Below are 24,559 nucleotides of genomic sequence, written 5' to 3' on the forward strand. Positions count from 1 at the left end.
GCCACCGTCCCCGCGTCATCCCCCCGAGTCCCCTTTCAGTCCGTTGAGCTGCTCGACCACCGGCCCGACGTCCAGCGGAGCCCATACGGCCCGCCATGCCTCGGCCCCGATCGTGTAGTAGGCGAGGAGCAGCGAGAGCGCGGCACTCACCGCGAGGACTCCCGCCAGCACCATCGCCGCTGTTGTCGAGGGTACGAGGGATGAGAGCGTTCTGCGCATCTGGCGGCCAGGTCCCTCCACCCCCGGGCCCGCGCAGACGGTCACCAGGGCCACCGCCGCGCCGCAGGCCAGCGCGTCGTGCGCGTCGGCGCCGAGCACCACGGTGAGCAGCAACGTCACGGGCAGGCCGAGGATGAGCGCGTAGAGGGTCAGCGCCAGCGTGATGCCCGCCGACTTGGCCAGCGCCCGCGGGTGGGCGAACACCCGGACCACGTCGAGCGCCGCCGCCCCGGTGGAGCGGCGGGCGGTGAGGTCGCGCTGGGCCAGGTCGGCCGCGCGCAGCAGCACCGCGGCCGGGACCGCGACCACGGCCACCAGGACGGGGGCCACGACCGCCGCGGCGGCCATGACGACGAGCAGCATCGCGGCGGCCACGCCGTACGCCTTGGAGCGCTGGAGCGCCTGGCCCGGCCGGGCGCCGGGGATGAACGGCTCTCGCTTGGTCTGGGGGTCGGGGGGGTACTGGGGCTGGGCCGGGATGTAGGGGGGCGGCTGCTGCTGGAGGGGGCGCTGCTGTGCGGGGTGCGGGCCGGAGGCGGGCGGGTAGCCGGACGAGTGCGGTCCGGAGGCGAAGCCCTGACCGCTCGGGCGGCCGTAGTCGGGCGTGTCGGGACGGACGCGCCGGGTGGGCACGTCTCCCTCGTACGCGGGCGCCTGGGGCGGACCGGCCGCCTGGGACTGCTGCCACGGCTGCGGCGGCGCGCCCTCCTCCTGGATGCGCCGCAGCTCCTCGGGCGTGACGCGCCGGGTCGGCCACGGGTCGCCCTGGTCGGGCAGCAGCGAGACGTACGGCTGGTCCGGCGCCGGTCCGCCCTGGGCGTGCGGTCCGGCGCCGTACGGCGGGGCGCCTGGACCCGTCACGGGACGGCCGGACGGCTCGCCGGGGCCGGGGTGCGGCTGCGGCGGGAGGCCGTGGTGGGGCCCGCTCTGGTGTGCCGGGCTCTGGTGGGGGCCGCTCTGGTGTGGCGGGCTCTGGTGGGGGCCGCCGTGGTGCGGGGCGCTCTGGTGTGCCGGGCTCTGGTGCGGGGCCATGGGCGCCGACCGGCCGTCGAGCAGCCGCCGGGGCGTGACGGGCGGCGTGGAGATCTCGTACGCCGGCCTGCTGTCGAGCCTGCTGTCGCTCGGCGTGGGCGGCGGCAGGTCGGGACGCGGCACGGTGGAGATCTCGTCCGGCACGCCGCTGAACGACCTGGGCAGCATCCGGGCGGTCTGCTCGGCCAGCTCGGCCGCCTTGGGCCGCTTGGCCGGGTTGCGCTGGAACGCGGCCTTGAGCAGCGGCTGCAGGGGCGCGGGCGCCGCGCCGATCTCCGCCTTGCCCGCGGTGATGTTGTAGAAGATCATCTCCAGCGTGCCCTTGCCGAACGGCGGCTGGCCGGTGGCGGCGTAGAGCAGCGTGCCGGCCCAGGCGTGGACGTCGACCTCCGGCCCGGCCTCCTGGCCCTCGATGATCTCCGGGGCGAGGAAGCCCGGCGTGCCGATGAACATGCCCGTCTGGGTCAGCCGCGTCGCGTCGACCGCCTGCGCGATGCCGAAGTCGATGAGGATCGGGTCGCCGTCGACGACCAGCACGTTGCCGGGCTTGAGGTCACGGTGGATCACGCCGCCCGCGTGGACGGCGGTCAGCGCGGAGGCCACGCCGTGCGCGATCCGGAGCAGCGCGGGCAGCTCCAGCGGGCCCTCGTCCTTGACGATCTCGTCGAGGGCGCGCCCGGCGACGTAGCGGGTCACGATGTAGGGGCGATGACCGGTGACGTCGGCGTCGAGCACCTCCGCGATGTACTTGCCACGGACCCGGCGCATGGTCTCGACCTCGCGCGACAGGCGCCGCCTGGCGACCTCGTCACCGGCGACCTCGGAGCGCAGGACCTTGACGGCCACCTGCCGCCCCTGCGGGTCGACGGCGAGGTGGACCACGCCCATTCCGCCCTCACCCAGCCGCCTGAGCAGCCGGTAAGGGCCAAGTCGGTCATCGTTCATGGCATGAAGCACCATACCGGCTTAATCCCCGCCCACGAGATGAACCACGAGGCCACATTCCCACTCGTACAACGTCCGGCTGAGCCCCATCGGTTTCCCATCCCACGGTCTCGAATTGGCTACGTTCACGGGGGTGCCGGCCGCCCGCGGACGTCGCGACGCGGGGCCGCCGGCTCAGGTCGACAGGGCGAGCACCTCCGCGCCCTTCAGGCCGGCGAGCGTGGCTCCGGGCACGGCGAGCTTCGAGCGGCGCACACCGCTGCCGATCACCACCCTGGGGTGCTCGGCGACGTGCGTGTCCACCAGGATCGGCCAGTCGGCCGGCAGGCCGAGCGGGGTGATGCCGCCGTACTCCATGCCGGTCAGCTCGACCGCCTGCGCCATCGGCGCGAAGCTGGCCTTGCGCGCGTCGAGGTGCCTGCGCACCACCCCGTTGACGTCGACGCGCATCGTCGCGAGGACCATGCACGCGGCGTAGCGGGTCTCGCCGCCCCGCCTGGCGGCGACGACCACGCAGTTGGCCGACGCGTCGAGGGCGACGCCGTAGCGCTCGCAGAACGCCGCCGTGTCGGCCAGCTCGGGGTCGATCTCGGCCACCTCGGACGGCCCGGCCGCGCCGGCGCCCAACGCCGTCACGGCCCGCGCCACCGGGTCGGCGAGCAGGTCGGTCCGCTCGGTCGCCGGTGTCCAGTGCAACGTCATCCCATCTCCTCGGTCGCTCCCGAAGGACCCTACGCCGGTCCCGCGGGCAGCGCGCGCGACGTCACGACGACTGCAGCACCCGTTGGTGCAGGCGCGTGACGACGTCGCGGGCGGACTCCATCGCCCCCGCCTGCCAGGCGATGAGACGGGTGAGCCAGTCGCCCGCGAAGTAGACCCTTCCGGCGGGGCGTTGCAGAAGAGTGAACGACGAATCAACGGAGGGCCAGCGCACCCAGCCGCCCTGGATGTGCTCCTGGCGCTCCCAGGCGATCGAGACGGCCGACAGCAGCCCCTCGCCGTACCTGTCGCCGTGGATCTTGCGGCCCTGGGTGACGGCGCGGCGCCTGCGGTCATCGGGGGTGAGCGCGCCGTACAGCTCGGCGTGCTCGTCGGTGTTGTAGTAGCCGACGAGCACGCCGCGTTCGGCGTGGTAGTCGTGGGAGGGGTACCAGATGTGGGTGATGTCGAGGTCGGTCTCGGTGACGCCGCCGTAGATCCGGTCCTCCAGCTCCCACCAGCGTCTGCCGTACTCCAGGCCGATCTTGCCGGTGGCGACGGGCACGGGCGTGCGCAGCGCCGCGGTCACCTGGGCCCCCAGGTTGTGCGGGATCTTGGCGAGCAGGTGGGGCGGGAGGGTGGCGACGCAGTAGTCGGCCTTGACGGCGCCGCCGTTCCAGGTCACCTCGACGCCGTCGGCCAGGTCGGTGATCCGGGTGACGCGGGCGCCCGTCCTGATGCGGTCGGCGCCTACCGCCTCGGCGAGCCGCGTCACGATCGCGTCCATGCCGCCGACCGGCTGGAACATGGGCGTGGCCTGTTCGTACCCGAAGTCGTTGGTGATCGCCCGGCCGGTGGCGGCGGCGAGGACCTCGTGCAGCGAGCCGGGGCCCGCGACGGGGACGCCGCCGTCCAGGGCCGGGAACCTGTCGAAACCGCGTCGCGGCGAGCCCTCGTAGCCGAAGCGCGGTCCGAGGTCGCCGAACCGGCGCAGGAACTCCAGCAGCCGCTCGCGGTCGTCCTTGGTGAGCGTGCGGTTGAGCGCGCCCACGTTCGTCGCCTTGGCCAATAATTCCGCGACATATCCATACATGTCGGCTCGGGCGGTGCGGGCCCGGACGGTCCTGCCGTTCGTGTGGACGTACGCGCTCGCGTTGCTGTTCACGAATGTCTCGATGGGGATGCCCAGCTCGCGGCAGTAGTCGAGAGTGACCATCCAGGGGGCGATGCGGCCGGGCCCGGCGTTGAAGTACACCCCCTCGCCGAACCGCACGTCCTGCGCCGGGCCGTTCAGCTCGGTCAGCCGGTCACCGCGGCGCAGCGTGAGACTGCGGCCACCGGCCCTGGTCCTGGCCTCCAGGACCGTGCAGTCGTAGCCCGCCTTGCCCAGCTCGTAGGCCGCGGTCAGGCCGGCCACCCCGGCGCCGAGGACGACCACCTTGGCGGCGGCCCGGCCCCGCAGCGCGAAGTCGCCGGGCCGGGGCGGGGTGAAGCTCTTGTCCTGCTCGTCGGGGGCCAGGCCGAGCGCGCCCATGGCGGCGTACATCGCTCCCGCACCACCGGCCGCCCCGATCCCGACGAGCAGCCCCCGCCGCGTCAGCGCCGCCCCGTCCACGCCCACCTCCCACGAGCACACCGGAGTCCGGCCGGCGTTCCGGCCCACGCTCCTCGGCCACGACGACCAGAGGGCACCGTATACCCGCGCCCCCGTCGCCCCCTACCGGGCGTCCGGTGCCGGCGACGACGTACGATCGGACATCGCAGCACCCCCGCCTAACGATCACCAACAAATCCTCGCTCTGTCACGTCCCGTTCGCCCAGATCCGCATCGGAATCGTTGTAGGAAACCTCCATGCTCGATCAGGGCGTCCTGGTGTGGGATCGGACGCATGATGCAGACACGGCCCCACCGCCGCGGCTTCCGCACGGCGGATCTCGCCCGGATCAGCGTCTTCGCCGCGCTGATCGCCGTCCTCGGCCTGCCCGGGGCGCTGAACGTCTTCGGCAACGCCGTCCCCATCACGCTGCAGACGTTCGGCGTGATGCTGGCCGGCGCCATCCTCGGCTCCTGGCGTGGCGCGCTCGCCGTCGCCGTCCTGATCCTGCTGGTCGCCGCGGGCCTGCCGCTCCTCGCCGGCGGACGCGGCGGCCTCGGGGTGTTCACCGGGCCCTCGGTGGGCTTCCTCCTCGGCTGGATCCCCGGAGCGGCCCTGACCGGCTGGATCGTCGAGCGCGGCGGCGCCTCACCCGGCAGCGTCCGCCTGCTCGTGGCGTGCCTCGCGGGCGGCGTCGGCGTGATCTACCTGATCGGCATCCCGGTCCAGGCCGCCGTCATGGGGCTGCCGCTCGCCCAGGCCGCACTCCTCAGCATGGCGTTCGTGCCCGGCGACGTCGCCAAGGCGGTGATCGCGTCGATCGTGGCGCGCGGCACGCAGCGGGCCTACCCCGCCGCCGTCCCCGCCGTCCATCGCGAGCGGGTGAAGGCCGGCTGAGCCAGCCCATGCCCGTCGCTCTCCTGGTCCGGCGCCATGCCGCCGAACGCCCTCACCATCCGGCGCTGCACGGTCCCGCCGGCTCCCTCACCTACGCCGAGCTGTGGCACGAGGTGAGCACCAGGCCCCTCGGCGGCGCAGGCCTGGTGGCGATCACCCTGTCCGACCCGGTCGACCAGCTCGTGGCCGTGCTCGCCGCCGACCTGGCCGGCGCCACGCCGCTGCTGTGCGACGCGGACCAGCGCGCGCGGGTGATCCCCGCGCTCCCCGTCGACCGGCACATCGACGCGCCCCTCCCGTCAGCCGCGAGCGCGCGGCCGGCGGGCGAGCCCGTCGGCGACGACCCGGCGTGGGCGTGCCTCACCTCGGGCAGCACCGGACGGCCACGAGCCGTGGTGCGCACCCGCGCGTCGTGGACGGGCTCCTTCCCGCACCTGAGCGCGCTGGCCGGCATCGGCCCCGACGACGTCGTGCTGGTGCCGGGCCCGCTGGTCTCCTCCCTGTACGCCTTCGCGGCCGTCCACGCGCTGGCCGTCGGCGCGACGGTCGTCCTTCCGGGACGCCGGACGACGGGCGTGCCGACCTCCCTGCTCCACCGGGCGACGGTCGTCCACGTGGTGCCGCACCTGCTGCCCGCCGTCCTCGACGTCCTGGCGGACGGCGGCGGTCGGCTGCGCACCGCCGTCGTCGGCGGCGCCGCGCTGCCTCCTCAGGCACGGGACGCCGCCGCGCGGGCCGGTGTCAGGGTCGTGTCGTACTACGGGGCGACCGAGCTGTCGTTCGTCGCCGTCGACGCCGACGGCACGGGCCTGCGGCCCTTTCCCGAGGTCGAGATCCAGGTACGCGACGGCGAGGTGTGGGCCCGGTCGCCGTGGCTGGCCCAGGGCTACCTGGCGGGAGCCGCCGGCCCGCTGAAGACCGACGGGGCCGGCTGGATGAGCGTCGGTGACCGTGCCGAGCCGTACCTGCCGGGAGAGCCGTTGCGGCTGCGCGGGCGCGGTGACGGCGCCATCCAGACCGGGGGCGCGACCGTGGTGCCCGAGGACGTCGAGGCGGTGCTGCGCGGCGTGCCCGGCGTCACCGACGTCGTCGTCGTCGGCTCGCCGCACCCCCTGCTCGGCTCGGTCGTGACCGCCGTCCTGGAAGGTTCGCCGCCCGCGCGCGCGACGCTGGAGGTGGTGGCCCGCGAGGGACTCGACCCGGCGCAGCGGCCGAGACGCTGGTACGCCATCGGCGACCTGCCGCGCACCCCCACGGGCAAGCCCGCCCGAGGAGAGGTGGCCGGTCGGCTCGTCGGCGACGGCGCCGGGCTGAGGCGGCTGGTCTGAACGTGAACCGGCAGCCTGTCGTCGTCGCGGCGCTGCGCACCCCCATCGGCACCGCGGGCCATGCGTACAGGTCCCTGACGGCCGACCGGCTCGCCGCGCCGGTGATCGCGGCGGTCGCGCGGGAGGTGCCGCACCTCACGGCCGACGACGTCGTGCTCGGCAACTGCATGGGCCCCGGCGGCAACCTCGCCCGCGTCTCGGCGCTCGCCGCCGGCCTCGGGCACGACGTGCCCGGCGTCACCGTGGACCGCCAGTGCGGCAGCGGCCTGGCCGCGATCCTGCAGGCCGGGCAGGCCGTCCGCGCGGGAGACGCCGACCTCGTCATCGCGGGCGGTGTGGAGAGCGCGTCCACCGCGCCGCTGCGGACCATGCGCGGCGCCGCCGAGCCGTACCAGCGGGCGCCCTTCGCGCCCGCGGGCCACGCCGACCCCGACATGGGTCCCGCCGCGGAGGCCCTCGCGGCCGCGCGCGGCGTGTCGAGGGAACGCCAGGACGACTACGCCCTGCGCAGCCACGCCAGAGCGCTCGCGGCCGGCTTCGGCCCGGAGCTGGTCGAGATCGACGGCAGGGGCGCCGACCAGCGGCCCCGCATCCTGCGCCGGCAGACGTTCGCGCGCCTGCCCGCCGCCTTCGTGCCCGGCGGCACGGTCACCGCGGGCAACTCCTCGCCCATCAGCGACGGCGCGGCCGCCGTCGCCGTGGTGCCCGAGCGGCTGCGCGCGGGAATGCCGGGGCTCCGGCTGCTGGCGGGCGCCGTCGCCGGATGCGACCCCGCCCTGCCCGGCTGGGGTCCGGTGCCCGCCGTGCGGCGGGTGCTGGCCCGTACGGGGACGACCATGGAGGACCTCGCCGCGGTGGAGATCGTGGAGGCGTTCGCCGCGCAGGTCCTCGCGGTGACGGACGCGCTGGAGGCCGACCTCGGCCGCGTCTGCGCCGACGGCGGCGCGATCGCCCTCGGCCATCCGTGGGGCGCGACCGGCGCGGTCGTGGTGGTCAGGCTGTTCAGCAGGCTCGTCCGTTCCGGCGCTCCCCCCGGCAGCCTCGGGCTGGCGACCGCGGCGGTCGGCGGCGGCATGGGCGTCGCGGCCCTGTTCGAGGTGGTGTGAATGATCGAGTTCGCCGGTGTCGGCGTCCGGCTCGCCGGGCGCGACGTGCTGTCCGACGTGACGCTGTCCCTGTCGGAGCACAGGATCGGCGTCGTCGGCGCGAACGGCTCCGGCAAGAGCACGCTCGCCCGCCTCGTCAACGGGCTGGCCCTGCCCACCTCGGGCGACGTGACCGTGTTCGGCCACGACACCCGCAGGCACGCGGCGCGCATCCGGCGGGACGTGGGGTTCCTGTTCACCGATCCGGACGCGCAGATCGTCATGCCGACCGTCGCGGAGGACGTCGCGCTCTCGCTGCGGCGAAAAGGGCTGTCCCCGGCCGAGGTGGCCGAGCGGGTGCGCGAGGTGCTGGCCCGGTACGGTCTCGACCGGCACGCCGACCACCCCGCCCACCTGCTGTCGGGCGGGCAGAAGCAGCTCCTGGCGCTGTGTGCCGTGCTGGTGCTCGAACCACGGCTCCTCGTCATGGACGAGCCGACGACGCTGCTCGATCTGCGCCATTCCCGCCTCGTCGCCGAGCTGCTGCGGGAACTGCCGCAGCCGGTCATCGTGGTCACCCACGATCTCGGCCTGCTCGACTCCTTCGACCGCGTCGTCGTGCTCGACCAGGGGCGCGTCGCCGCCGACGGCACTCCCGGGCAGGCGATCGGCCACTACCGCAAGCTCATGTCGTGACCGGCATCTACGTGCCCGGCGACTCGCCGCTGCACCGGCTGCCCGCGGGCGCGAAGCTGCTCGGCCTCGCCCTGCTGTGCACCACGCTGCTCCTGCTCCGCTCGCCCCTGTGGCTCGGCGGTTCCACCGTGCTCGTGGTGCTGCTGTACGCGGTGTCGGGGGTGGGGGCGGCCGCCGCGTGGGCGCAGGTCAAGCCGCTGCGCTGGTTCGCCGCCGCGCTGTTCGTGATGCAGTTCGTGCTGGTGGACCTGCACGGGGCGGTCTCCTCCACGCTCCGCGTCGTGCTGGCGGTCGCGCTGGCCGGGCTGGTCACGCTGACCACGCGGTTCACCGACATGATGGCCTGCTTCGAGCGCTGCCTCGCCCCGCTGCGCCTGCTCGGTGTCGACCCGTTCCGGGTCTCCCTGGTGCTGTCCCTGGCCGTCCGCAGCGTGCCCGTCATCTCGGCGCTCGCCGTCAGGGTGCGCGAGGCCCAGCAGGCGCGCGGCCTCTCCTGGAGCGTACGGGCGTTCGCGGTGCCCCTGGTGGTCAGCGTCCTCCGCCACGCGGACGCGATGGGCGAGGCCATGAGCGCCCGCGGCCTGGACGACCACTAGCCACGAGCACCCGCGCCAGGGCCATCAACCGTAGGGGCCGCTGCCGCAGGCGATCTGGCCGCCGATCGTGGCGAAGATCCCGAACAGGGCCATGATCTGCGCGAAGTCGTCCGTCGTGAACTCGGTGTGACGGGGCCCTACCGACTTCACGCCGGGGACCAGCGCCACGGCGGCGGCGATGGCGGTCGAGTTCCACTCCACACCCAGCGTGTACGGAGGAGCCAGCCGGTACGGTGTGAAGTCGGTCAACCGGGAGAGGGCTCTGGCCATCGCCTCACGAATGCGTTCCTGGGCGACGCTCGGCGGCAGCAGTTCGGCCGAGAACTTGTCGATCCCCCTCTTGACCGCCACGGTCTCGACGTCGCCGAGCAGTTCGCGTGCCTCCGCACCCACGGCCTCGTCGCCGGTCACCAGCACAACCGGCACGCCGTGGAACCCCGCGCACGCCGCGACCAGCCGCGTCTCGCCGCACAACTCGCCGTTGAGGTAGACGTTCTGGATCTCCTTGCCCATCCACGTGTGGTTGAGCACGCCGTCCTGGACGCCCGCACGGGCGTGGTAGCCCACGAACCCCGCCGCCTGGAACGACCCGTCCAGCCCCTGCGCCATCCGCTGGGCCTTGCCGGGGCCGCGGATGAGGGTGGCGCGCGGGTCGAGCAGGTCGATCCGGAGGTTCTTGGTGGACCCGTGGGCGTCGTTCACCAGCACGGCGGCGGCGCCCGCGTCGTAGGCGCCCCGCACGGCGGCGTTGGCGTCGGCGGTCATCAGCTCGCACCCGCGCTCGTAGCCGCGCTTGCCGGCGTGCATCTCCTCGGGGTCCGTGAGCCCCGTCACGCCCTCCATGTCGACCGACAGGTACACCTTCACGCGTCCGCTCCTCTCCGCACGGCGGAGCCCCACGTCTCCACCCGGCGTGTCTCGGCTTCGGTCATGTAGCCCACGTGTTCGGCCATGAACGTCGCCGCCTGCTCCCGCCACCGCTCGGGGATCTCGTCGATCGCCGGCGGGTAGCAGCGGTCGAGCCAGCTCGTGGACTCCTCGGTGGGGCGCAGGTGCGACAGGGCCGTGGCGAACAGCGTGTTCTCGATGCCGGGTACGCGGGCGAGGCCGTACTCGATCATCTCCTGCCCGCCGTAGGGCGGGGGCTTGAGCCACTTGCGGGCGACGGGCCGGTCGGCGGTGATGGGCGTGTCGAGGGGGCGCCGTTCGACGGCGGCCAGGATGAGCTCCTTGTACAGGCACTTGCCGCAGGTACGGCACGGCCCGTCCGTGCCGCGCAGGCACCAGCGGACCTGGGCCCTGAGATCCGAGTTCATGGCCAGCCGCATGGTGACCGCCTCGCTCACCCCGCCGACGGGCAGCACGATGTGCACGCCCGCGGCGGCGAACAGCCGCCCCCACGCGCCGTGCGGCGCCCACAGGAAGTTGTCGGGGGTGTACCGGAGCAGGTAGCGGCCGCCGCCGAGCCACCGTGACCCCATCTCGTAGCCGAACCCGAGGCCGCCCAGCCGGAGCCGGTCGGCCATCAGCAGCGCCCCCGCTGCGACGGCCTGGTGCTCCGGGTAGCCGGGGCGGGGCTCGGCGAGCGTGTATTCGAGGTCGGACTGGACGACGGTGACGTCCCGGCCGGTCTGGCGGGCGAGCCGGGCCAGGACGTCCGCGCGGTAGTGCGGCCACCGGTTGGGGATGCGGGGGTGCGGCACGCGCTGGAAGTGGACGAACGGCGCGTCCGGGTGGACGGTGGCGGCCGCCACGGAGTCGGCGCCGCCGCTGTAGGAGATCGCCAGGACGGGTCCGGCCGGGCGCGGCTCGGCGCCCACGGGGCCGGCCTCCACGCCCCACCCGTCGTGGAGCGCCGCGGCGACCTGGGCCGACACGGCCCGGTCGAAGGTGATCCGCCTGCGTGTCCAGGGCGCCACCACGGTCCAGGCGGCCACGGCGTACAGGTCGGGATGGGCGTCATCGGGCACGCCTGACAGGTGGCAGGTGTTGGTCGCCAGTTTGACGGGATGCCCGTCGGAGGCCTTGCCGGTGATCTCGTCCTCGGGGTCGAGCCGGAACAGCAGCTCGCCCCCGGTCCAGGTCACGCGCACGGGCGTTCTCCCGCTGGGGCGGCGAGGCGGGAGCGCAGGTCGTCGATGGCCTGCCAGACGAGGACCTCGTTCTGCAGCACGCCGTCGAGGGCCTTGGCGGTCTCCTGGGCCAGCCGGTGGGCGTCGTCCAGCTTGGCGGTGTCAGTTCGGCCGGTGTCGGCCCGTGGGGCGGCGGGCTGCCGGGCGGCGGCCTTCCTGAGGCGTTCGACCTCGGCCTGCAGGGTCGCCATCTCCCGGCGCAGGGTCTGGACCTCCCAGAGCGCGTCCCTGATGTCTTGGCGGTGGTCGGCGATGGAGATGTAGCGGGCATCGAACCACGTGCGCACGGCTCGACGCAGCCGCGCGGGGACCAGGACGCGCATCATGTAACGCCACGATAGTGCCAAATCCATGGCTATAAGGCGGTGCTCCGCCTAACCGCGACAAGATCTCTGACATCAGTCATCTCGCCCAGTCGGCCGCGGGTCAGCGGCCGGTGAAGGTGGGCTTGGTCTTCTCGGCGAAGGCGGTCATGCCGGTCCGGGCGTCCTGCGTGGCGAACATCCCGGCGAACTGCAGCCGCTCGATCTCCAGCCCTGTGTCGAGGTCGGTCTCCAGGCCGTGGTCCACCGCCTGCTTGGCGGCCCGCAGGGCGAGGGCCGGGCCGCCGGTGAAGGTGGCGGCCCACTCCAGGGCGGCGGTGTAGACGTCGGCGTCCGGCACGACCCGGTCCACCAGGCCGAGGGCGAAGGCCTCCTCGGCGCCGACGTGGCGGCCGCTGAAGATGAGGTCCTTGGCACGGGACGGGCCGATCAGACGGGGCAGGCGCTGGGTGCCACCCGCTCCGGGGATGAGGCCGAGCTGGATCTCGGGCTGGCCGAGCTTGGCGGACGCGCCCGCGACGCGGAAGTCGGCGCACAGGGCGAGCTCGCACCCGCCGCCCAGCGCGTAACCGGTGACGGCGGCGATCACGGGCTTGCCGATGCGGGCCACGGCGGTGAAGCAGTCCTGCAGAGGGCCGGAGTGGCGCGACATCTCGGCGTAGGACATGGCGGCCATCTCCTTGATGTCCACGCCCGCCGCGAAGACGCGCTCGCCGCCGTAGACGACGACGGCGTGCACGCCGGGGTCGGCGTCGACCTCGCGGGCCGCCTCGCCGATCTCCTGCTGCATCCGGCCGTTGAGGGCGTTCATCTTCGGACGATCAAGCCTGATCGTGGCGATCTGGTCGGCCACCTCTACGCGTACGAACTCACCCATGCCCGGAACCCTACAAGAGCCCTCCGATCATGCTCCGGGTCCACTCGTGAAAAATTCCTTCTCTAGCCTCTCGCCCAGGAAAGAAAATATTGAGACGCTGTGGACTGCCCCACGCACCCCCGTACCCCCGGAGCGTCCAGATGCGCAGAGCGTTGGCGATCACCGCGGTCGCCCTCCTTCCGTTAGCGAACGTCACAGCGGCGCAGGCCGCGCAGGAGCCCACCGACCGGCAGCAGGCGTTCGCCGCAGCGGCCCGTGAGTTCGGCGTCCCCGAGAGCGTCCTGCTGGGCGTCTCCTACCTGGAGTCGCGCTGGGACGCGCACGCCGGGCAGCCCAGCAACGACGCGGGGTTCGGCCCCATGCACCTCACCGACGCCGCCGCCTACACCGGGTCCAACCACCACGGCGAGGGCGAGGAGGACCCCCGGGGCGACGAGAGCAGGCCCCTCGACCCCCGCGTCGAGCCGCCCGCGCCCGCCGAGATACCCGCCTCGCTGCGCACCATGGAGGCGGCGGCCCGGCTCACCGGCGAGACGCACGAGAAGCTGCGGACCGACCCGGCCGCCAACATCCGGGGCGGCGCCGCGCTGCTCGCCGACCACCAGAAGTCGCTCGGCGCGCCGCTGAGCGACGACCCCGGCGAGTGGTACGGCGCGGTCGCCAAGTACTCCGGAGCCGAGGAGGCGCAGGCGGCCAAGGTCTTCGCCGACGAGGTGTTCGCCACGATCGAGGACGGCGCGGCCCGGGTCACCGACGACGGCCACCGGGTCAGCCTGCGCCCGGTGCCCGGCCTGAAGCGGATCGAGAGGTGGCTGGAGAAGCTCGGCCTGCGCCCGGCTCGCCGCGACGGCGTCGAGTGCCCGCCGACCATCTCCTGCGAGTGGATCCCGGCCGCCTACCAGGAGCTCCCGCCGGACGACTACGGCCACTACGACCTGGCCGACCGCCCCGCGAGCCAGAAGATCGACTACATCGTCATCCACGACATGGAGGGCTACTGGGGCCCGTCGGTCAAGCTGAACCAGGACCCGAAGTGGCCCGGTAGCTGGCACTACTCCGTACGCTCCAGCGACGGCCACATCGCCCAGCAGATCAAGACCAAGGACGTCGGCTGGCACGCCGGCAACTGGTACGTCAACGCCAAGTCCGTCGGCATCGAGCACGAGGGCTTCCTCGCCGAGGGCGGCACCTGGTACACCGAGGCGATGTACCGCACCTCGGCCCGGCTGGTGCGCTACCTCGCCCTGCGGCACGGCGTGCCGCTGGACCGGGCGCACATCATCGGCCACGACAACGTGCCGGGCACGCTGCCGACCACGGTCAGGGGCATGCACGAGGACCCCGGCCCGTTCTGGGACTGGGCCCGCTACTTCGAGCTGATGGGCGCCCCGCTGCACCGGCTCGGCGGCCCCCGGTCCGGCTCGATCATGATCAAGCCTGACTTCGCCACGAACAAGCCGTACTTCTACGGCTGCGACCGCAAGAACCCGGAACGTGCCTGCCCGCCGCTGCCCGCCTCCACGGTGTGGCTGCGCACCGAGCCACGCGCCGACGCGCCGCTGGTCAAGGACATCGGCAAGCACCCCACCGGCGAGTCGCTCTACAGCGTGTACGACCACAGCGCCCGGGCCACCACCGGCCAGCGGTTCGCCGTCGCCGACCGGCGGGGCGACTGGACGGCCATCTGGTACCTCGGCCAGAAGGCGTGGTTCCACAACCCGGCCGCCGCGCCGACCGCCGTGCCGTCCATGGGCCTGGTGGTGACGCCCAAGCCGGGCCTCGCCACGGTCCCCGTCTACGGCCGGGCCTACCCGGAGCAGGAGGCCTACCCGGCGGGCATCCCGTACCAGGCGGTCACCCCGCTGCAGTACACGTTCTCGGCCGGGGAGAAGTACACCCTGTCCGGACCGGCCGCCACGGAGTACTACCGGGCCGTCACCTTCGACCCGGCCGGCCACCGGGTGGTCAGGGGCAAGACGAAGTACCTGCGGATCCAGTTCGGGCACCGGGTGATGTTCGTCAAGGCCGACGACGTGCGGATCAGCTTCTCCGGCTGACGGGCGGCGTCCGCCGGATGAAGTCCTCGACGGCGCGCCTGGTGCTCTGCAGCGCCTCCTGCGAGGTGTCGAACGTGCGCTGGGCGACGCCGACGAACAGGCAGTCGACGACCAGGAGCTGGCTGATGCGGCTGGCCAAGGCGCCGGGACGGAACTCCGTCTCGCGCCCGGCCGAGATCAGCACGTGCTCGGCCAGCCCGGCGATGGTGGAGCGCGGATTGTTGGTGATCGCGACGGTCGTCGCGCCCGCCTCCTTGGCCCTGGCCAGCGGCTCCAGCACGTCGGGAGTCTCGCCCGAGGTGCTGATGCCGACCGCGACGTCGCCGCGCCGGAGCAGCACGGCGCTGGTCAGCGCCAGGTGGGCGTCCTGGAAGGCGTGGCTGGACAACCCGATGCGCAGCAGCTTCTGGGCGAGGTCGCCGGCCACGAGGCCGGAGGCGCCCACCCCGTAGGCGTCGACCCGCCGGGCCGCGGTGACGGCCGTGACCACCAGGCCGAGCCGCTCGGAGGTGAGCTGGGCGACCGTGTCGTTGATCGCCTCGGACTCGGCCCGCGCCACCTTGAGTATCACCTCCGACAGCGGGTCGTCGGGGGCGAGGTCGCCGGGCACCAGGCGATCGGGCTGCGCCGCCGCGGCGGCCAGGGCCAGCCGTAGCTGGGGGTAGCCGGCGAAGCCGAGCAGCCTGGCCGTGCGCACGATCGTGGCCTCGCTGGTGCCGGAGGCGGCCGACAGCTCGGTGATGGTGCTGCGCGCGACCGTCGCCGGGTCCTCCAGGATGAGGCGGGCGACGGTCTGGGCGGCCGGTGTCAGTGACGGCAGCACACCCCGGACCGTGGCCACCAGAGTGTCGGCTCTCAGAGCGTTCCCGCTGTCGTCCACAGTCCCGATTATGCCGGTCCGTCAAGCGACCTGGCGCGGGCCGGGAACCGCGGGGGCGCGGCCGCGGCCCGCGCGGGCTCAGCGCAGGGTGCCGTTGGTCATCCCGACCGGCTCCTCGGGCACGGTGATCAGCCCCAGCTCGGCCGGTGAGGCGGCGAGCGCGTGGTGCGGCACCACGCGGACGGTGTAGCCGAACGGCCCGGTGCGGTCGAGCGGCACCACGCCCGTGTAGTGGGCGCGCCCGTCGTCGTCCACGTCGGCGGGTGTCAGCGCCAGGTAGGCCGGGTGCTCCAGCTCGTCGTGCGGCCCGACCCGGCCGTAGGCGGCCTGGACCAGCACGTCGTCGGGCGTCAGGTCACCCAGCGCGATGGTGGCGCGCAGCTCCAGCGCGGCGCCCACCTCGGGGGTGTCGCCGACGCCGGACCCCTCGACGTGCTCCACCCGCACGCCGGGCCACGCCTTGGCCACGCGCAGCCGCCAGGCGGCGAACGCCTTGGCCCCGGCGTGGGAGTCGGCCGACAGGGCGCGGGCGGCCCGCGCGGCCGGCGTGTAGAGGTCCACGACGTAGTCGCGCAGCATCCGGCCGGCCAGCACCTTGGGGCCGAGCGAGGCCAGCGTGTGCTTGACCATCTCCAGCCAGCGGCGCGGCAGCCCGTCACCGGCCCGGTCGTAGAAGCGGTCGGACACCTCGTGCTCGATCAGGTCGTACAGCGCGCCGGCCTCCAGCTCGTCGCGCCGGTCGGTGTCGAGCACGCCGTCGGCCGTGGGGATCGCCCAGCCGTTGGTGCCGTCGTACCACTCGTCCCACCAGCCGTCGCGGATCGACAGGTTGAGCCCGCCGTTCAGCGCCGACTTCATGCCCGAGGTGCCGGAGGCCTCCAGCGGCCGCAGCGGGTTGTTCAGCCAGACGTCGCAGCCCTGCGTCATGAGCCGGCCGAGCGCCATGTCGTAGTCGGGCAGGAACACGATGCGGTGCCGCACGTCGGCCTGGTCGGCGAACTTCACGATCTGCTGGATGAGCTTCTTGCCGCCCTCGTCGGCGGGGTGCGCCTTGCCGGCGATGACGATCTGCACCGGCTTGACGGGGTCCAGCAGCAGGCTGCGGAGCCGGTCGGGGTCGCGCAGCATGAGCGTGAGCCGCTTGTAGGAGGGCACCCGCCGGGCGAAGCCGATGGTCAGCACCTCGGGGTCGAGGGCCTCGTCGATCCAGCCCAGCTCGGCGTCGGAGGCGCCGCGGTCGCGCCACGACCGGCGCAGCCTGGCCCGGGCGCCCTCGACGAGGCGGCGCCGCAGGACGCCCCTGATCTCCCAGATCTCCTCGTCGGAGATCTTCTGCACGCCGTCCCAGCCGCGTCCCCGCTCGACCACAGTCGGCAGCTCGCGCCCGGCCAGCTCCATCAGCTCGCGGCCGACCCAGGTGGGGGCGTGCACGCCGTTGGTGATGGAGCCGATCGGCACCTCGTCGACGTCGAACCCGGGCCACAGGGCCTTGAACATGTCCCGGCTGACCTCGCCGTGCAGCTTCGACACGCCGTTGACGCGCTGGGCGAGCCGCATGCCCATGACCGCCATGTTGAAGCGGCCCGGGTCGTCCTCGGCGCCGAGGGCGAGGATGCGCTCGACCTCCACGGTGGGCCAGGCGTTGTCACCGCCGAAGTGCCGCTCGATCATGTCCTTGGGGAAGCGGTCGATGCCGGCGGGCACGGGCGTGTGCGTGGTGAAGACGGTGCCGGCCCTGACCGCTTCGAGCGCCTCGTCGAACGACAGGCGGGCCTCGGTCAGCTCGCGGATGCGTTCGAGGCCGAGGAAGCCGGCGTGGCCCTCGTTGGTGTGGAACACCTCCGGCTCGGGGTGGCCGGTGATGCGGCAGTAGGCGCGGATGGCCCGCACGCCGCCGACGCCAAGCAGCAGTTCCTGCATGAGGCGGTGGTCGGTGCCACCGCCGTAGAGGCGGTCGGTGACGTCGCGGGCGGCGGTGTCGTTGTCGGCCACGTCGGAGTCGAGCAGCAGCAGCGGCACGCGGCCGACCTGCGCCACCCAGATGTGGGCATGCAGCGTGCGGCCCTCGGGCAGGCCGACCCGGATCTTGACGGGGGTGCCGTCCTGCTCCTTCAGCAGGGCCAGCGGCAGCCCGCCCGCGTCGAGCGACGGGTAGTGCTCAAGCTGCCAGCCCTCCGGGGACAGCGACTGGGTGAAGTAGCCGTGGCGGTAGAGCAGGCCCACCGCGAGGATCGGCACGCCGAGGTCGCTGGCGGCCTTGAGGTGGTCGCCCGCCAGGATGCCGAGGCCGCCGGAGTACTGCGGCAGCGGGGCGGCGATCCCGTACTCGGGGGAGAAGTAGGCGATGGCCCGGGCGGCGTCCGGCAGGGTCTGGTACCACCTGGGCGCGGTCATGTACTCGCGCAGGTCGTCGGCCGCGTCGGCGAGCCGGCGCAGGAAGCGGCGGTCGGCGGCCAGTTCGCCCAGCCTGGCCGGGTCGACGGCGCCGAGCAGCGCCACCGGGTCGTGCCCCACCTGTTCCCACAGGCGGGGATCGACCTCGGCGAAGAGGTCGGTGGTCTCGGGGTGCCAAGACCAGCGCAGGTTGTGGACCAGCTCGCCGAGTGCGCTCAGCTCCCGGGGCAAGACGGTGCGTACGGTAAACCGGCGGATAGCTCTCACGTTCGTGCACCCTACGGGCTAGGAGGGACCTGTCAGACCCTCACCCTCAGCAGCGGCTTTCAAACCCCTTCCGGGAAGAAGCATGAAGAGAGACTATTGGGGCAACTTCCACCATTGTCAGTTCTCCCGGGGACACGGGAGGTCTATCCACTGCTGCCCACAATTTACATGCAAGGATCGTTCTTGCCACGGAAGCCTCCGGCGGTACCGAGTGTGCCGTCGCAACCCTGAGATGCGATGATCGGAAGAATTCCCATCACGGACATCCACCCTGTCGTCGACTGCGGGCAGTGGCCCGCCAAGGCCGTCGCGGGCGAGACCTTCGAGGTCTCGGCGACGGTGTTCCGAGAAGGTCACGACGCCGTGGCCGCCGGCGTGGTGCTCACCTCGCCCGACGGGCAGCGCGGCCGCCTGAGACCGATGCGCGAGCTGGCTCCCGGCACCGACCGCTGGGCCGTCGACGTCTGCCTGCCGGCGGAGGGCGACTGGCTGTTCCGGGTGGAGGCGTGGAGCGACCCCATCGCCACGTGGCTGCACGACGCCGAGATCAAGATCCCGCGCGGCATGGACGTGGACCTCATGTGCGAGGAGGGCGCGCGGCTGTTCGAGCGGGCCGCCCGCGCCGTACGGCAGGCCGACTGCCCCGCGTCGAACGGCGGCACGACGCCGCAGGCGAGGAACGGGCACATCCCGGCGCAGCCACGGTCCGCGAAGCCGGCCGCGAAGGTGGCGGCGAAGCCGGCGGCCAGGCACGCGGACGGCTCGGCCGAGAGCGCCTGCGGGCACCGGGCCGCGCTGCTGACGATCGCCGCGACGCTGCGTGACGGCGACCGCGACCCGCGGGCCAGGCTCTCGGTGGTGCAACTGCCCGAGACCGCGGCCCTGCTGGCGGCCCATCCGCTGCGCGACCTGGTGACCAGGTCACGGCCGCGGAAGATCAGGGTCAGCCGGCGCCGGGCCCTGTACGGCTCGTGGTACGAGTTCTTCCCCCGGTCGGAGGGGGCGATCGTCGACGGTGCCGGCGTGTCGAAGTCGGGCACCTTCCAGACGGCTGCCAAGCGGTTGCCGGCCGTGGCCAAGATGGGCTTCGACGTCGTCTACCTGCCGCCGATCCATCCGATCGGGCACACCTTCCGCAAGGGGCGCAACAACACGCTCAGCCCGGAGGCCGACGACCCCGGCTCGCCGTGGGCGATCGGCTCGGAGGACGGCGGGCACGACGCGATCCACCCCGATCTGGGCACGATCGACGACTTCGACGCGTTCGTCGGCCGCACCCGGGAGCTGGGCATGGAGGTCGCGCTCGACCTGGCCCTACAGTGCTCCCCCGACCATCCGTGGGTGCGGGAGCATCCGGAGTGGTTCACGGTCCGGGCCGACGGCTCGATCGCGTACGCCGAGAACCCGCCGAAGAAGTACCAGGACATCTACCCGGTCAACTTCGACCGGGACCCGGAGGGCATCTACGCCGAGGTCAAGCGGGTGGTCCGGCACTGGATGGACCACGGGGTGCGGATCTTCCGGGTGGACAACCCGCACACCAAGCCGGTGGCCTTCTGGGAGCGGCTGCTGGCCGACATCCACGCCACCGACCCGGATGTGATCTTCCTGGCGGAGGCGTTCACCCGGCCCGCGATGCTGCAGACGCTGGCCAAGATCGGCTATCACCAGTCGTACACGTACTACACGTGGAAGAACTCCAAGTCCGACGTGGAGAGCTACCTGTCGGAGCTGGCCCACGAGACGTCGCACTTCCTGCGGCCCAACCTGTTCGTCAACACGCCCGACATCCTGCACGAGTACCTGCAGCACGGCGGGATACCGGCGTTCAAGATCCGGGCCGTGCTCGCCGCGATCGCGTCGCCGACGTGGGGGGTGTATTCCGGCTACGAACTCGGGGAAAATATTCCGGTTCGCCCGGGAAGCGAGGAGTATCTCGATAGTGAGAAATATCAGTACAGACCTCGCGATTGGGAAACCGCAGAGCGGGAAGGGCGGAGCCTCGCGCCGTTCATCACCCAGCTGAATTTGTTCCGAAGAGCCCATCCGGCCCTCCAGGAATTGCGTAATCTACGGTTCCACCGGGTGGACCAACCGGACATGGTCTGCGTCTCCAAGCGGCTCCCGGGCGCCTATGACACGGCCACACGACGGCACGCCATGGGTGACGTGGTCCTGGCGGTCATCAACCTCGACCCGCACCATACCCACGAGGCCATGGTCGACCTCGACCTGCCCGCGCTGGGACTCGACTGGAACGCGGAGTTCGCGGTGGACGACGAACTGTCCGGAGAGTCGTATCGTTGGCGACAGCGGAATTATGTACGCCTCGATCCCCATATCCAGCCTGCCCACATCTTCACCGTCCGAGCCGCGCCACGGTAGATCAGAATTCAGCGGGGAGTCTTCGACGTGTGTGTTAGCGCCTCCCTCATGAGCCACGCCAAGGAGGGCTCATGAGCTCCACACCCATACCCAACTCCTTCGACGAGGAAAAGCCTCGCGACCCCTACTGGTACAAGCGTGCCGTCTTCTACGAGGTCCTGATCAGGGGTTTCAGCGACTCCAACGGCGACGGGACCGGCGACATCAAGGGCCTGATCGACAAGCTCGACTACCTGCAGTGGCTCGGCGTCGACTGCCTGTGGCTGCTGCCGCTGTACGAGTCGCCGTTGCGTGACGGCGGGTACGACATCGCCGACTTCATGAAGATCCTGCCCGAGTTCGGCGACCTGGGCGACTTCGTGAAGCTCGTCGACGAGGCGCACAAGCGCGGCATGCGCGTCATCGCCGACCTGGTGATGAACCACACCAGCGACGCCCATCCCTGGTTCCAGGCCTCGCGCCACGACCCGGAGGGCCCGTTCGGCGACTTCTACGTCTGGGCCGACGACGACTCCGGCTACTCCGACGCGCGGATCATCTTCATCGACACCGAGACGTCCAACTGGACCTACGACCCGGTGCGCGGCCAGTACTACTGGCACCGGTTCTTCCACCACCAGCCCGACCTCAACTACGAGAACCCCGACGTCCAGAACGCGATGCTGGAGGTCCTGCGCTTCTGGCTCGACCTGGGCATCGACGGGTTCCGGCTGGACGCGGTGCCCTACCTGTTCGAGGAGGAGGGCACCAACTGCGAGAACCTGCCGAGGACCCACGAGTACCTCAAGCGCGTCCGGGCCGAGGTGGACCGGCTCTTCCCCGACCGGGTGCTGCTGGCCGAGGCCAACCAGTGGCCCTCGGACGTGGTGGAGTACTTCGGCGACCCGGTGGGCGGCGGCGACGAGTGCCACATGGCCTTCCACTTCCCGCTGATGCCGCGCATCTTCATGGCGGTGCGCCGCGAGTCGCGCTACCCCATCTCCGAGATCCTGGCCCAGACGCCGAAGATCCCGGAGCACTGCCAGTGGGGCATCTTCCTCCGCAACCACGACGAGCTGACGCTTGAGATGGTGACGGACGAGGAACGCGACTACATGTACGCCGAGTACGCCAAGGACCCGCGGATGCGGGCCAACGTCGGCATCCGCCGGCGGCTGGCCCCGCTGCTGGAGAACGACCGCAACCAGATCGAGCTGTTCACCGCGCTGCTGCTGTCGCTGCCGGGTTCGCCGGTGCTCTACTACGGCGACGAGATCGGCATGGGCGACAACATCTGGCTCGGTGACCGCGACGGCGTGCGCACCCCCATGCAGTGGGACCCCGACCGCAACGCCGGCTTCTCCGACTGCGACCCCGGCCGGCTCTACCTGCCGGTGATCATGGACCCGATCTACGGCTACCAGGGCCTCAACGTCGAGGCGCAGCAGAAGAACGCCGGCTCGCTGCTCCACTGGACCCGCCGCATGATCGAGATCCGCAAGCGGCACCCGGTGTTCGGGCTGGGCGAGTTCGCCGAGCTCAACTCCTCCAACCCGAGTGTGCTCGCCTTCGTCCGGGAGCTGGGCGACGACCGCATGCTGTGCGTGAACAACCTGTCGCGCTTCCCGCAACCGGTCGAGCTTGATCTGCGGAGATTCGTCGGCGTCTCACCTGTCGAGACGATGGGCGGGGTCCCATTCCCGCCAATTGGCGAACTTCCGTATCTTTTGACGCTTCCTGGGCATGGGTTCTACTGGTTCACCCTGCCGCCACCACGCACCCAGGAGGAGTAAGACGTGCTCGACGAGCTCCTTGCCGCATGGATCGCCCGCCAGCGCTGGTTCGGCGGCAAGGGGCGCCCGATCGACGCGCTGTCGATCGAGTCGGACGTCATCCTCGACGCCGGCGACCCCGGCCTGCGCCACCTCGTCGTGTCGGTGCGGCAGGCCGGCTCGCACGATCGCTACCAGCTCCTGCTGGGGATGCGGGGCGAGCTGCCCGACCATCTCAAGCACGCGCTGATCGGCCCGCACGGCCCGTACGCCTTCGACGGCGGCCCCTCACGTGCGGAGTGGGACGTCTACGACGCGGTCCACGACCCCGAGCTGACGGGCCGGCTGCTCGACTGCATGGCCGAGGACTGCGGCTGGGGCGAGGTGCGCTTCCGGCACCTGCCCGGCGTGACCATCGACACCTCGCCGCGCAGCATGGTGCTCGGCGCCGAGCAGTCCAACACCTCACTCGTGTACGGCGACGCCTACATCTGCAAGCTGTTCCGCCGCCTCATCCCCGGGGTGAACCCCGAGCTGGAGATCGTCACCGCGTTGGCCGAGCGGGGCGCGCCGCACATCGCCCAGCCGTACGGCTGGATGGAGACCGACCTCGACGGCACGCCCACCACGTTGGCGATCATGCAGGAGTTCCTGTCCAACTCCACCGACGGCTGGGACCTCGCGCTGACCAGCGTGCGCGACTTCTACAACCAGATGCCCGGCATCGCGGCGGCCGACGCCGGAGGCGACTTCGCCGCCGAGGCGCACCGGCTGGGCGCCGCCACCGCCCGCGTGCACCAGGAGCTGGCCGCCGCCTTCCCCACCGACGTCGTCGAGATGCACGAGGTCAAGCGGATGGCGGAGGGTTTCCGGCGCAAGCTCGACGGGGCCGTGGCCGAGGTGCCCGAGCTGCGCGAGCACGTCGGCGCCCTGGAGGCCGCCTACCACCGGGTGGAGGAGCTGGCCGGCGAGGTGGCCGTGCAGCGGGTGCACGGCGACTACCACCTCGGCCAGGTGATGCGCACGACCAACGACTGGGTGATCCTCGACTTCGAGGGCGAGCCCGGCCAGCCGCTGGCCGAGCGCCGCGCCCTGTCGTCGCCGCTGCGCGACGTGGCGGGGATGCTGCGCTCCTTCGACTACGCGGCCCGCCACCTGCTGGCCGACCATCCGGACCCGGCCTCGCTGGAGCGCCGCGCCGAGGAGTGGGCGAACCGCAACCGGGCCGCGTTCCTCGACGGGTACGTGACGGGCGGCGGCACCATCTCGGCCGGCGACGCGGCCCTGCTGCGCGCGTTCGAGCTGGCCAAGGCGGTGTACGAGGTCGTCTACGAGGCCCGCAACCGGCCGACGTGGATCCGCATCCCCCTGGCCGCCTTCCGCCGCGACGACCTCTGACGGGTCAGCCGCCCGGCCGGCCGCCGGTCAGCCGAACGGCTCAGCGCAACTCCTCGACCAGGGCGGACAGGTCCTCGTCACCGTGCCCGCCGGCTACCCGCCGGTCGATGATGGCCTTCAACGGCAGCAGCAGGTCCGGCCTGACGCCCTGCTCCCGGAAGGTGGTCTCCAGGTTGGCCAGGGCCACCCGGTTCACCTCCAGGTTGGCGACGTCGGTGGCGTGGTCCCCCGCGTCGATCTGCGTGCCCATGGGCGGCGTGATGGCGGCCATCGCGTGCAGCCATGGCACCAGCAGCGACTCAGTGAACTCGGCCACGGACCGCCGCTCCGAGGCGATCAGGGCCGCCGCGCTGAAAAAGCCGGCGAACTGGCCGTACATGCCGCTGAGCATGGCCAGGTCGTACAGCGGGGCCAGACCGGGGTCCTCACCCAGGTAACGGGGCTCGGCCAGGGCGGTCAGGGCGGGCTCGTACCGGTCGAAGGCCGCCGGCGAGCCGCTGTAGAGGATGAGCGCGCCCGGCGCGCCCACCATCTGCGGCACGGCCATGATGCCGCCGTCCAGGTAGTCGCCGCCCAGCCCGGTCACCCACGCGGCCGTCTCGCGCGCCTCGGCGGGTCGGCCGTTGGTGAGGTTCAGCACGGTGCGGCCCGCGAGGTCGGCGCCGTCGAGGAGCTGCCGGGTGGCGGCGTAGTCGAGCACGCAGACGATCACCAGCGGGCTAGCCAGCACGGCCTCGGCCGCCGTGGCGGCGACGGCGGCGCCCTGGGCGGCCAGCGGCTCGGCCTTCGCGGCCGAACGGTTCCACACGGTGACCCGGTGACCCGCCTTGAGCAGGGTGCCGGCCAGCGCGCTGCCCATCAGGCCGAGTCCGAGGATCGAGATGTCTGTCGCCACTGCGGTGTTCCTTACGTGTTCGGGATTGCCAGGAGCTGTTCCGGGTCGCCGGACGGCGTTCCGGGTCGCCGGAGTCCACTGTCGGAGGCGCCGGTTATGGTTCCGTTC

At 72.4% G+C, this 24,559-nt stretch carries 19 protein-coding genes; 9 read left to right on the top strand and 10 right to left on the bottom strand.

Annotated elements, in window-relative coordinates; all coding sequences use genetic code 11:
- Positions 1-15 precede the first annotated feature (15 nt).
- The 3 genes from ACGF0J_RS23580 to ACGF0J_RS23590 all read right to left on the bottom strand — a co-directional run bounded on the left by ACGF0J_RS23580 (position 16) and on the right by ACGF0J_RS23590 (position 4,558).
- Positions 16-2,196, bottom strand: a complete 2,181-nt coding sequence (locus ACGF0J_RS23580) for a protein kinase (protein ID WP_393149107.1) — start codon at positions 2,194-2,196, stop codon at positions 16-18.
- Positions 2,197-2,370: 174 nt separating this feature from the next.
- Positions 2,371-2,898 carry a YbaK/EbsC family protein gene (locus ACGF0J_RS23585; protein ID WP_393149108.1) on the bottom strand — a complete coding sequence of 176 codons (528 nt, stop codon included), beginning with the start codon at positions 2,896-2,898 and terminating at the stop codon, positions 2,371-2,373.
- A 61-nt stretch (positions 2,899-2,959) separates the two neighbouring features.
- Positions 2,960-4,558 carry a flavin monoamine oxidase family protein gene (locus ACGF0J_RS23590; protein ID WP_393149109.1) on the bottom strand — a complete coding sequence of 533 codons (1,599 nt, stop codon included), beginning with the start codon at positions 4,556-4,558 and terminating at the stop codon, positions 2,960-2,962.
- A gap of 226 nt (positions 4,559-4,784) precedes the next feature.
- Between ACGF0J_RS23590 and ACGF0J_RS23595 the strand changes: the two genes are divergently transcribed.
- The 5 genes from ACGF0J_RS23595 to ACGF0J_RS23615 are packed head-to-tail and all read left to right on the top strand — an operon-like array spanning position 4,785 to position 9,092.
- Positions 4,785-5,387: a biotin transporter BioY gene (locus ACGF0J_RS23595; RefSeq protein ID WP_393149110.1), complete on the top strand. Its 603-nt coding sequence runs from the start codon at positions 4,785-4,787 to the stop codon at positions 5,385-5,387.
- An 8-nt stretch (positions 5,388-5,395) separates the two neighbouring features.
- Positions 5,396-6,715 carry a class I adenylate-forming enzyme family protein gene (locus tag ACGF0J_RS23600; RefSeq protein WP_393149111.1) on the top strand — a complete coding sequence of 440 codons (1,320 nt, stop codon included), beginning with the start codon at positions 5,396-5,398 and terminating at the stop codon, positions 6,713-6,715.
- Positions 6,716-6,717: 2 nt separating this feature from the next.
- On the top strand, positions 6,718-7,821 hold the full coding sequence (locus ACGF0J_RS23605) for a thiolase family protein (protein ID WP_393149112.1): 1,104 nt from the start codon (positions 6,718-6,720) through the stop codon (positions 7,819-7,821).
- Positions 7,822-8,496 (top strand): energy-coupling factor ABC transporter ATP-binding protein, encoded by a 675-nt coding sequence (locus ACGF0J_RS23610; RefSeq protein WP_393149113.1) that lies wholly within the window; start codon positions 7,822-7,824, stop codon positions 8,494-8,496.
- Positions 8,493-9,092 (top strand): energy-coupling factor transporter transmembrane component T family protein, encoded by a 600-nt coding sequence (locus tag ACGF0J_RS23615; protein WP_393149114.1) that lies wholly within the window; start codon positions 8,493-8,495, stop codon positions 9,090-9,092. Before ACGF0J_RS23610 ends, ACGF0J_RS23615 begins: the two co-directional genes overlap by 4 nt.
- A gap of 24 nt (positions 9,093-9,116) precedes the next feature.
- Here the strand turns inward: ACGF0J_RS23615 and ACGF0J_RS23620 are convergent, their stop codons facing one another.
- The 4 genes from ACGF0J_RS23620 to ACGF0J_RS23635 form a co-directional block, all read right to left on the bottom strand.
- Positions 9,117-9,959 carry a M55 family metallopeptidase gene (locus tag ACGF0J_RS23620; RefSeq protein ID WP_393149115.1) on the bottom strand — a complete coding sequence of 281 codons (843 nt, stop codon included), beginning with the start codon at positions 9,957-9,959 and terminating at the stop codon, positions 9,117-9,119.
- On the bottom strand, positions 9,956-11,185 hold the full coding sequence (locus ACGF0J_RS23625) for a DUF6395 domain-containing protein (protein ID WP_393149116.1): 1,230 nt from the start codon (positions 11,183-11,185) through the stop codon (positions 9,956-9,958). Before ACGF0J_RS23625 ends, ACGF0J_RS23620 begins: the two co-directional genes overlap by 4 nt.
- A complete protein-coding gene (locus ACGF0J_RS23630; protein ID WP_393149117.1) occupies positions 11,176-11,550 on the bottom strand; it encodes a hypothetical protein in 375 nt (124 codons plus the stop codon). Before ACGF0J_RS23630 ends, ACGF0J_RS23625 begins: the two co-directional genes overlap by 10 nt.
- Before the next feature lie 100 nt (positions 11,551-11,650).
- Positions 11,651-12,424, bottom strand: a complete 774-nt coding sequence (locus tag ACGF0J_RS23635; RefSeq protein ID WP_393149118.1) for an enoyl-CoA hydratase/isomerase family protein — start codon at positions 12,422-12,424, stop codon at positions 11,651-11,653.
- 140 nt (positions 12,425-12,564) lie between these two features.
- Here ACGF0J_RS23635 and ACGF0J_RS23640 point away from each other — a divergent pair, with 140 nt between their 5' ends.
- Positions 12,565-14,481, top strand: coding sequence for an N-acetylmuramoyl-L-alanine amidase (locus ACGF0J_RS23640; RefSeq protein WP_393149119.1), 1,917 nt, complete (start codon positions 12,565-12,567; stop codon positions 14,479-14,481).
- Here ACGF0J_RS23640 and ACGF0J_RS23645 read toward each other — a convergent pair.
- Complete coding sequence (locus ACGF0J_RS23645; RefSeq protein WP_393149120.1) at positions 14,465-15,361, bottom strand: MurR/RpiR family transcriptional regulator; 897 nt, start codon at positions 15,359-15,361, stop codon at positions 14,465-14,467. The genes ACGF0J_RS23640 and ACGF0J_RS23645 overlap by 17 nt on opposite strands.
- 78 nt (positions 15,362-15,439) lie before the next feature.
- A complete protein-coding gene (gene glgP, locus ACGF0J_RS23650) occupies positions 15,440-18,022 on the bottom strand; it encodes an alpha-glucan family phosphorylase (RefSeq protein WP_393149121.1) in 2,583 nt (860 codons plus the stop codon).
- Between the two features lie 237 nt (positions 18,023-18,259).
- Here glgP and ACGF0J_RS23655 point away from each other — a divergent pair, with 237 nt between their 5' ends.
- The 3 genes from ACGF0J_RS23655 to ACGF0J_RS23665 all read left to right on the top strand — a co-directional run bounded on the left by ACGF0J_RS23655 (position 18,260) and on the right by ACGF0J_RS23665 (position 23,556).
- Positions 18,260-20,407, top strand: a complete 2,148-nt coding sequence (locus tag ACGF0J_RS23655) for an alpha-1,4-glucan--maltose-1-phosphate maltosyltransferase (RefSeq protein ID WP_393149122.1) — start codon at positions 18,260-18,262, stop codon at positions 20,405-20,407.
- Positions 20,408-20,478: 71 nt separating this feature from the next.
- On the top strand, positions 20,479-22,179 hold the full coding sequence (gene treS, locus ACGF0J_RS23660) for a maltose alpha-D-glucosyltransferase (RefSeq protein WP_393149123.1): 1,701 nt from the start codon (positions 20,479-20,481) through the stop codon (positions 22,177-22,179).
- A gap of 3 nt (positions 22,180-22,182) precedes the next feature.
- Complete coding sequence (locus ACGF0J_RS23665; protein ID WP_393149124.1) at positions 22,183-23,556, top strand: phosphotransferase; 1,374 nt, start codon at positions 22,183-22,185, stop codon at positions 23,554-23,556.
- Between the two features lie 40 nt (positions 23,557-23,596).
- Here ACGF0J_RS23665 and ACGF0J_RS23670 read toward each other — a convergent pair whose 3' ends face one another.
- On the bottom strand, positions 23,597-24,451 hold the full coding sequence (locus tag ACGF0J_RS23670; RefSeq protein ID WP_393149125.1) for an NAD(P)-dependent oxidoreductase: 855 nt from the start codon (positions 24,449-24,451) through the stop codon (positions 23,597-23,599).
- Positions 24,452-24,559 lie beyond the last annotated feature (108 nt).

This window comes from Nonomuraea sp. NPDC047897 (assembly GCF_043204415.1).
GTDB lineage: Bacteria > Actinomycetota > Actinomycetes > Streptosporangiales > Streptosporangiaceae > Nonomuraea.

Coding starts and splice junctions, on each gene's coding strand:
- ACGF0J_RS23580 (WP_393149107.1), bottom strand. CDS start 2,196: ATGAACGATGACCGACTTGGCCCTTACCGGCTGCTCAGGCGGCTGGGT.
- ACGF0J_RS23585 (WP_393149108.1), bottom strand. CDS start 2,898: ATGACGTTGCACTGGACACCGGCGACCGAGCGGACCGACCTGCTCGCC.
- ACGF0J_RS23595 (WP_393149110.1), top strand. CDS start 4,785: ATGATGCAGACACGGCCCCACCGCCGCGGCTTCCGCACGGCGGATCTC.
- ACGF0J_RS23600 (WP_393149111.1), top strand. CDS start 5,396: ATGCCCGTCGCTCTCCTGGTCCGGCGCCATGCCGCCGAACGCCCTCAC.
- ACGF0J_RS23610 (WP_393149113.1), top strand. CDS start 7,822: ATGATCGAGTTCGCCGGTGTCGGCGTCCGGCTCGCCGGGCGCGACGTG.
- ACGF0J_RS23630 (WP_393149117.1), bottom strand. CDS start 11,550: ATGATGCGCGTCCTGGTCCCCGCGCGGCTGCGTCGAGCCGTGCGCACG.
- ACGF0J_RS23635 (WP_393149118.1), bottom strand. CDS start 12,424: ATGGGTGAGTTCGTACGCGTAGAGGTGGCCGACCAGATCGCCACGATC.
- ACGF0J_RS23640 (WP_393149119.1), top strand. CDS start 12,565: ATGCGCAGAGCGTTGGCGATCACCGCGGTCGCCCTCCTTCCGTTAGCG.
- ACGF0J_RS23655 (WP_393149122.1), top strand. CDS start 18,260: ATGATCGGAAGAATTCCCATCACGGACATCCACCCTGTCGTCGACTGC.
- treS (WP_393149123.1), top strand. CDS start 20,479: ATGAGCTCCACACCCATACCCAACTCCTTCGACGAGGAAAAGCCTCGC.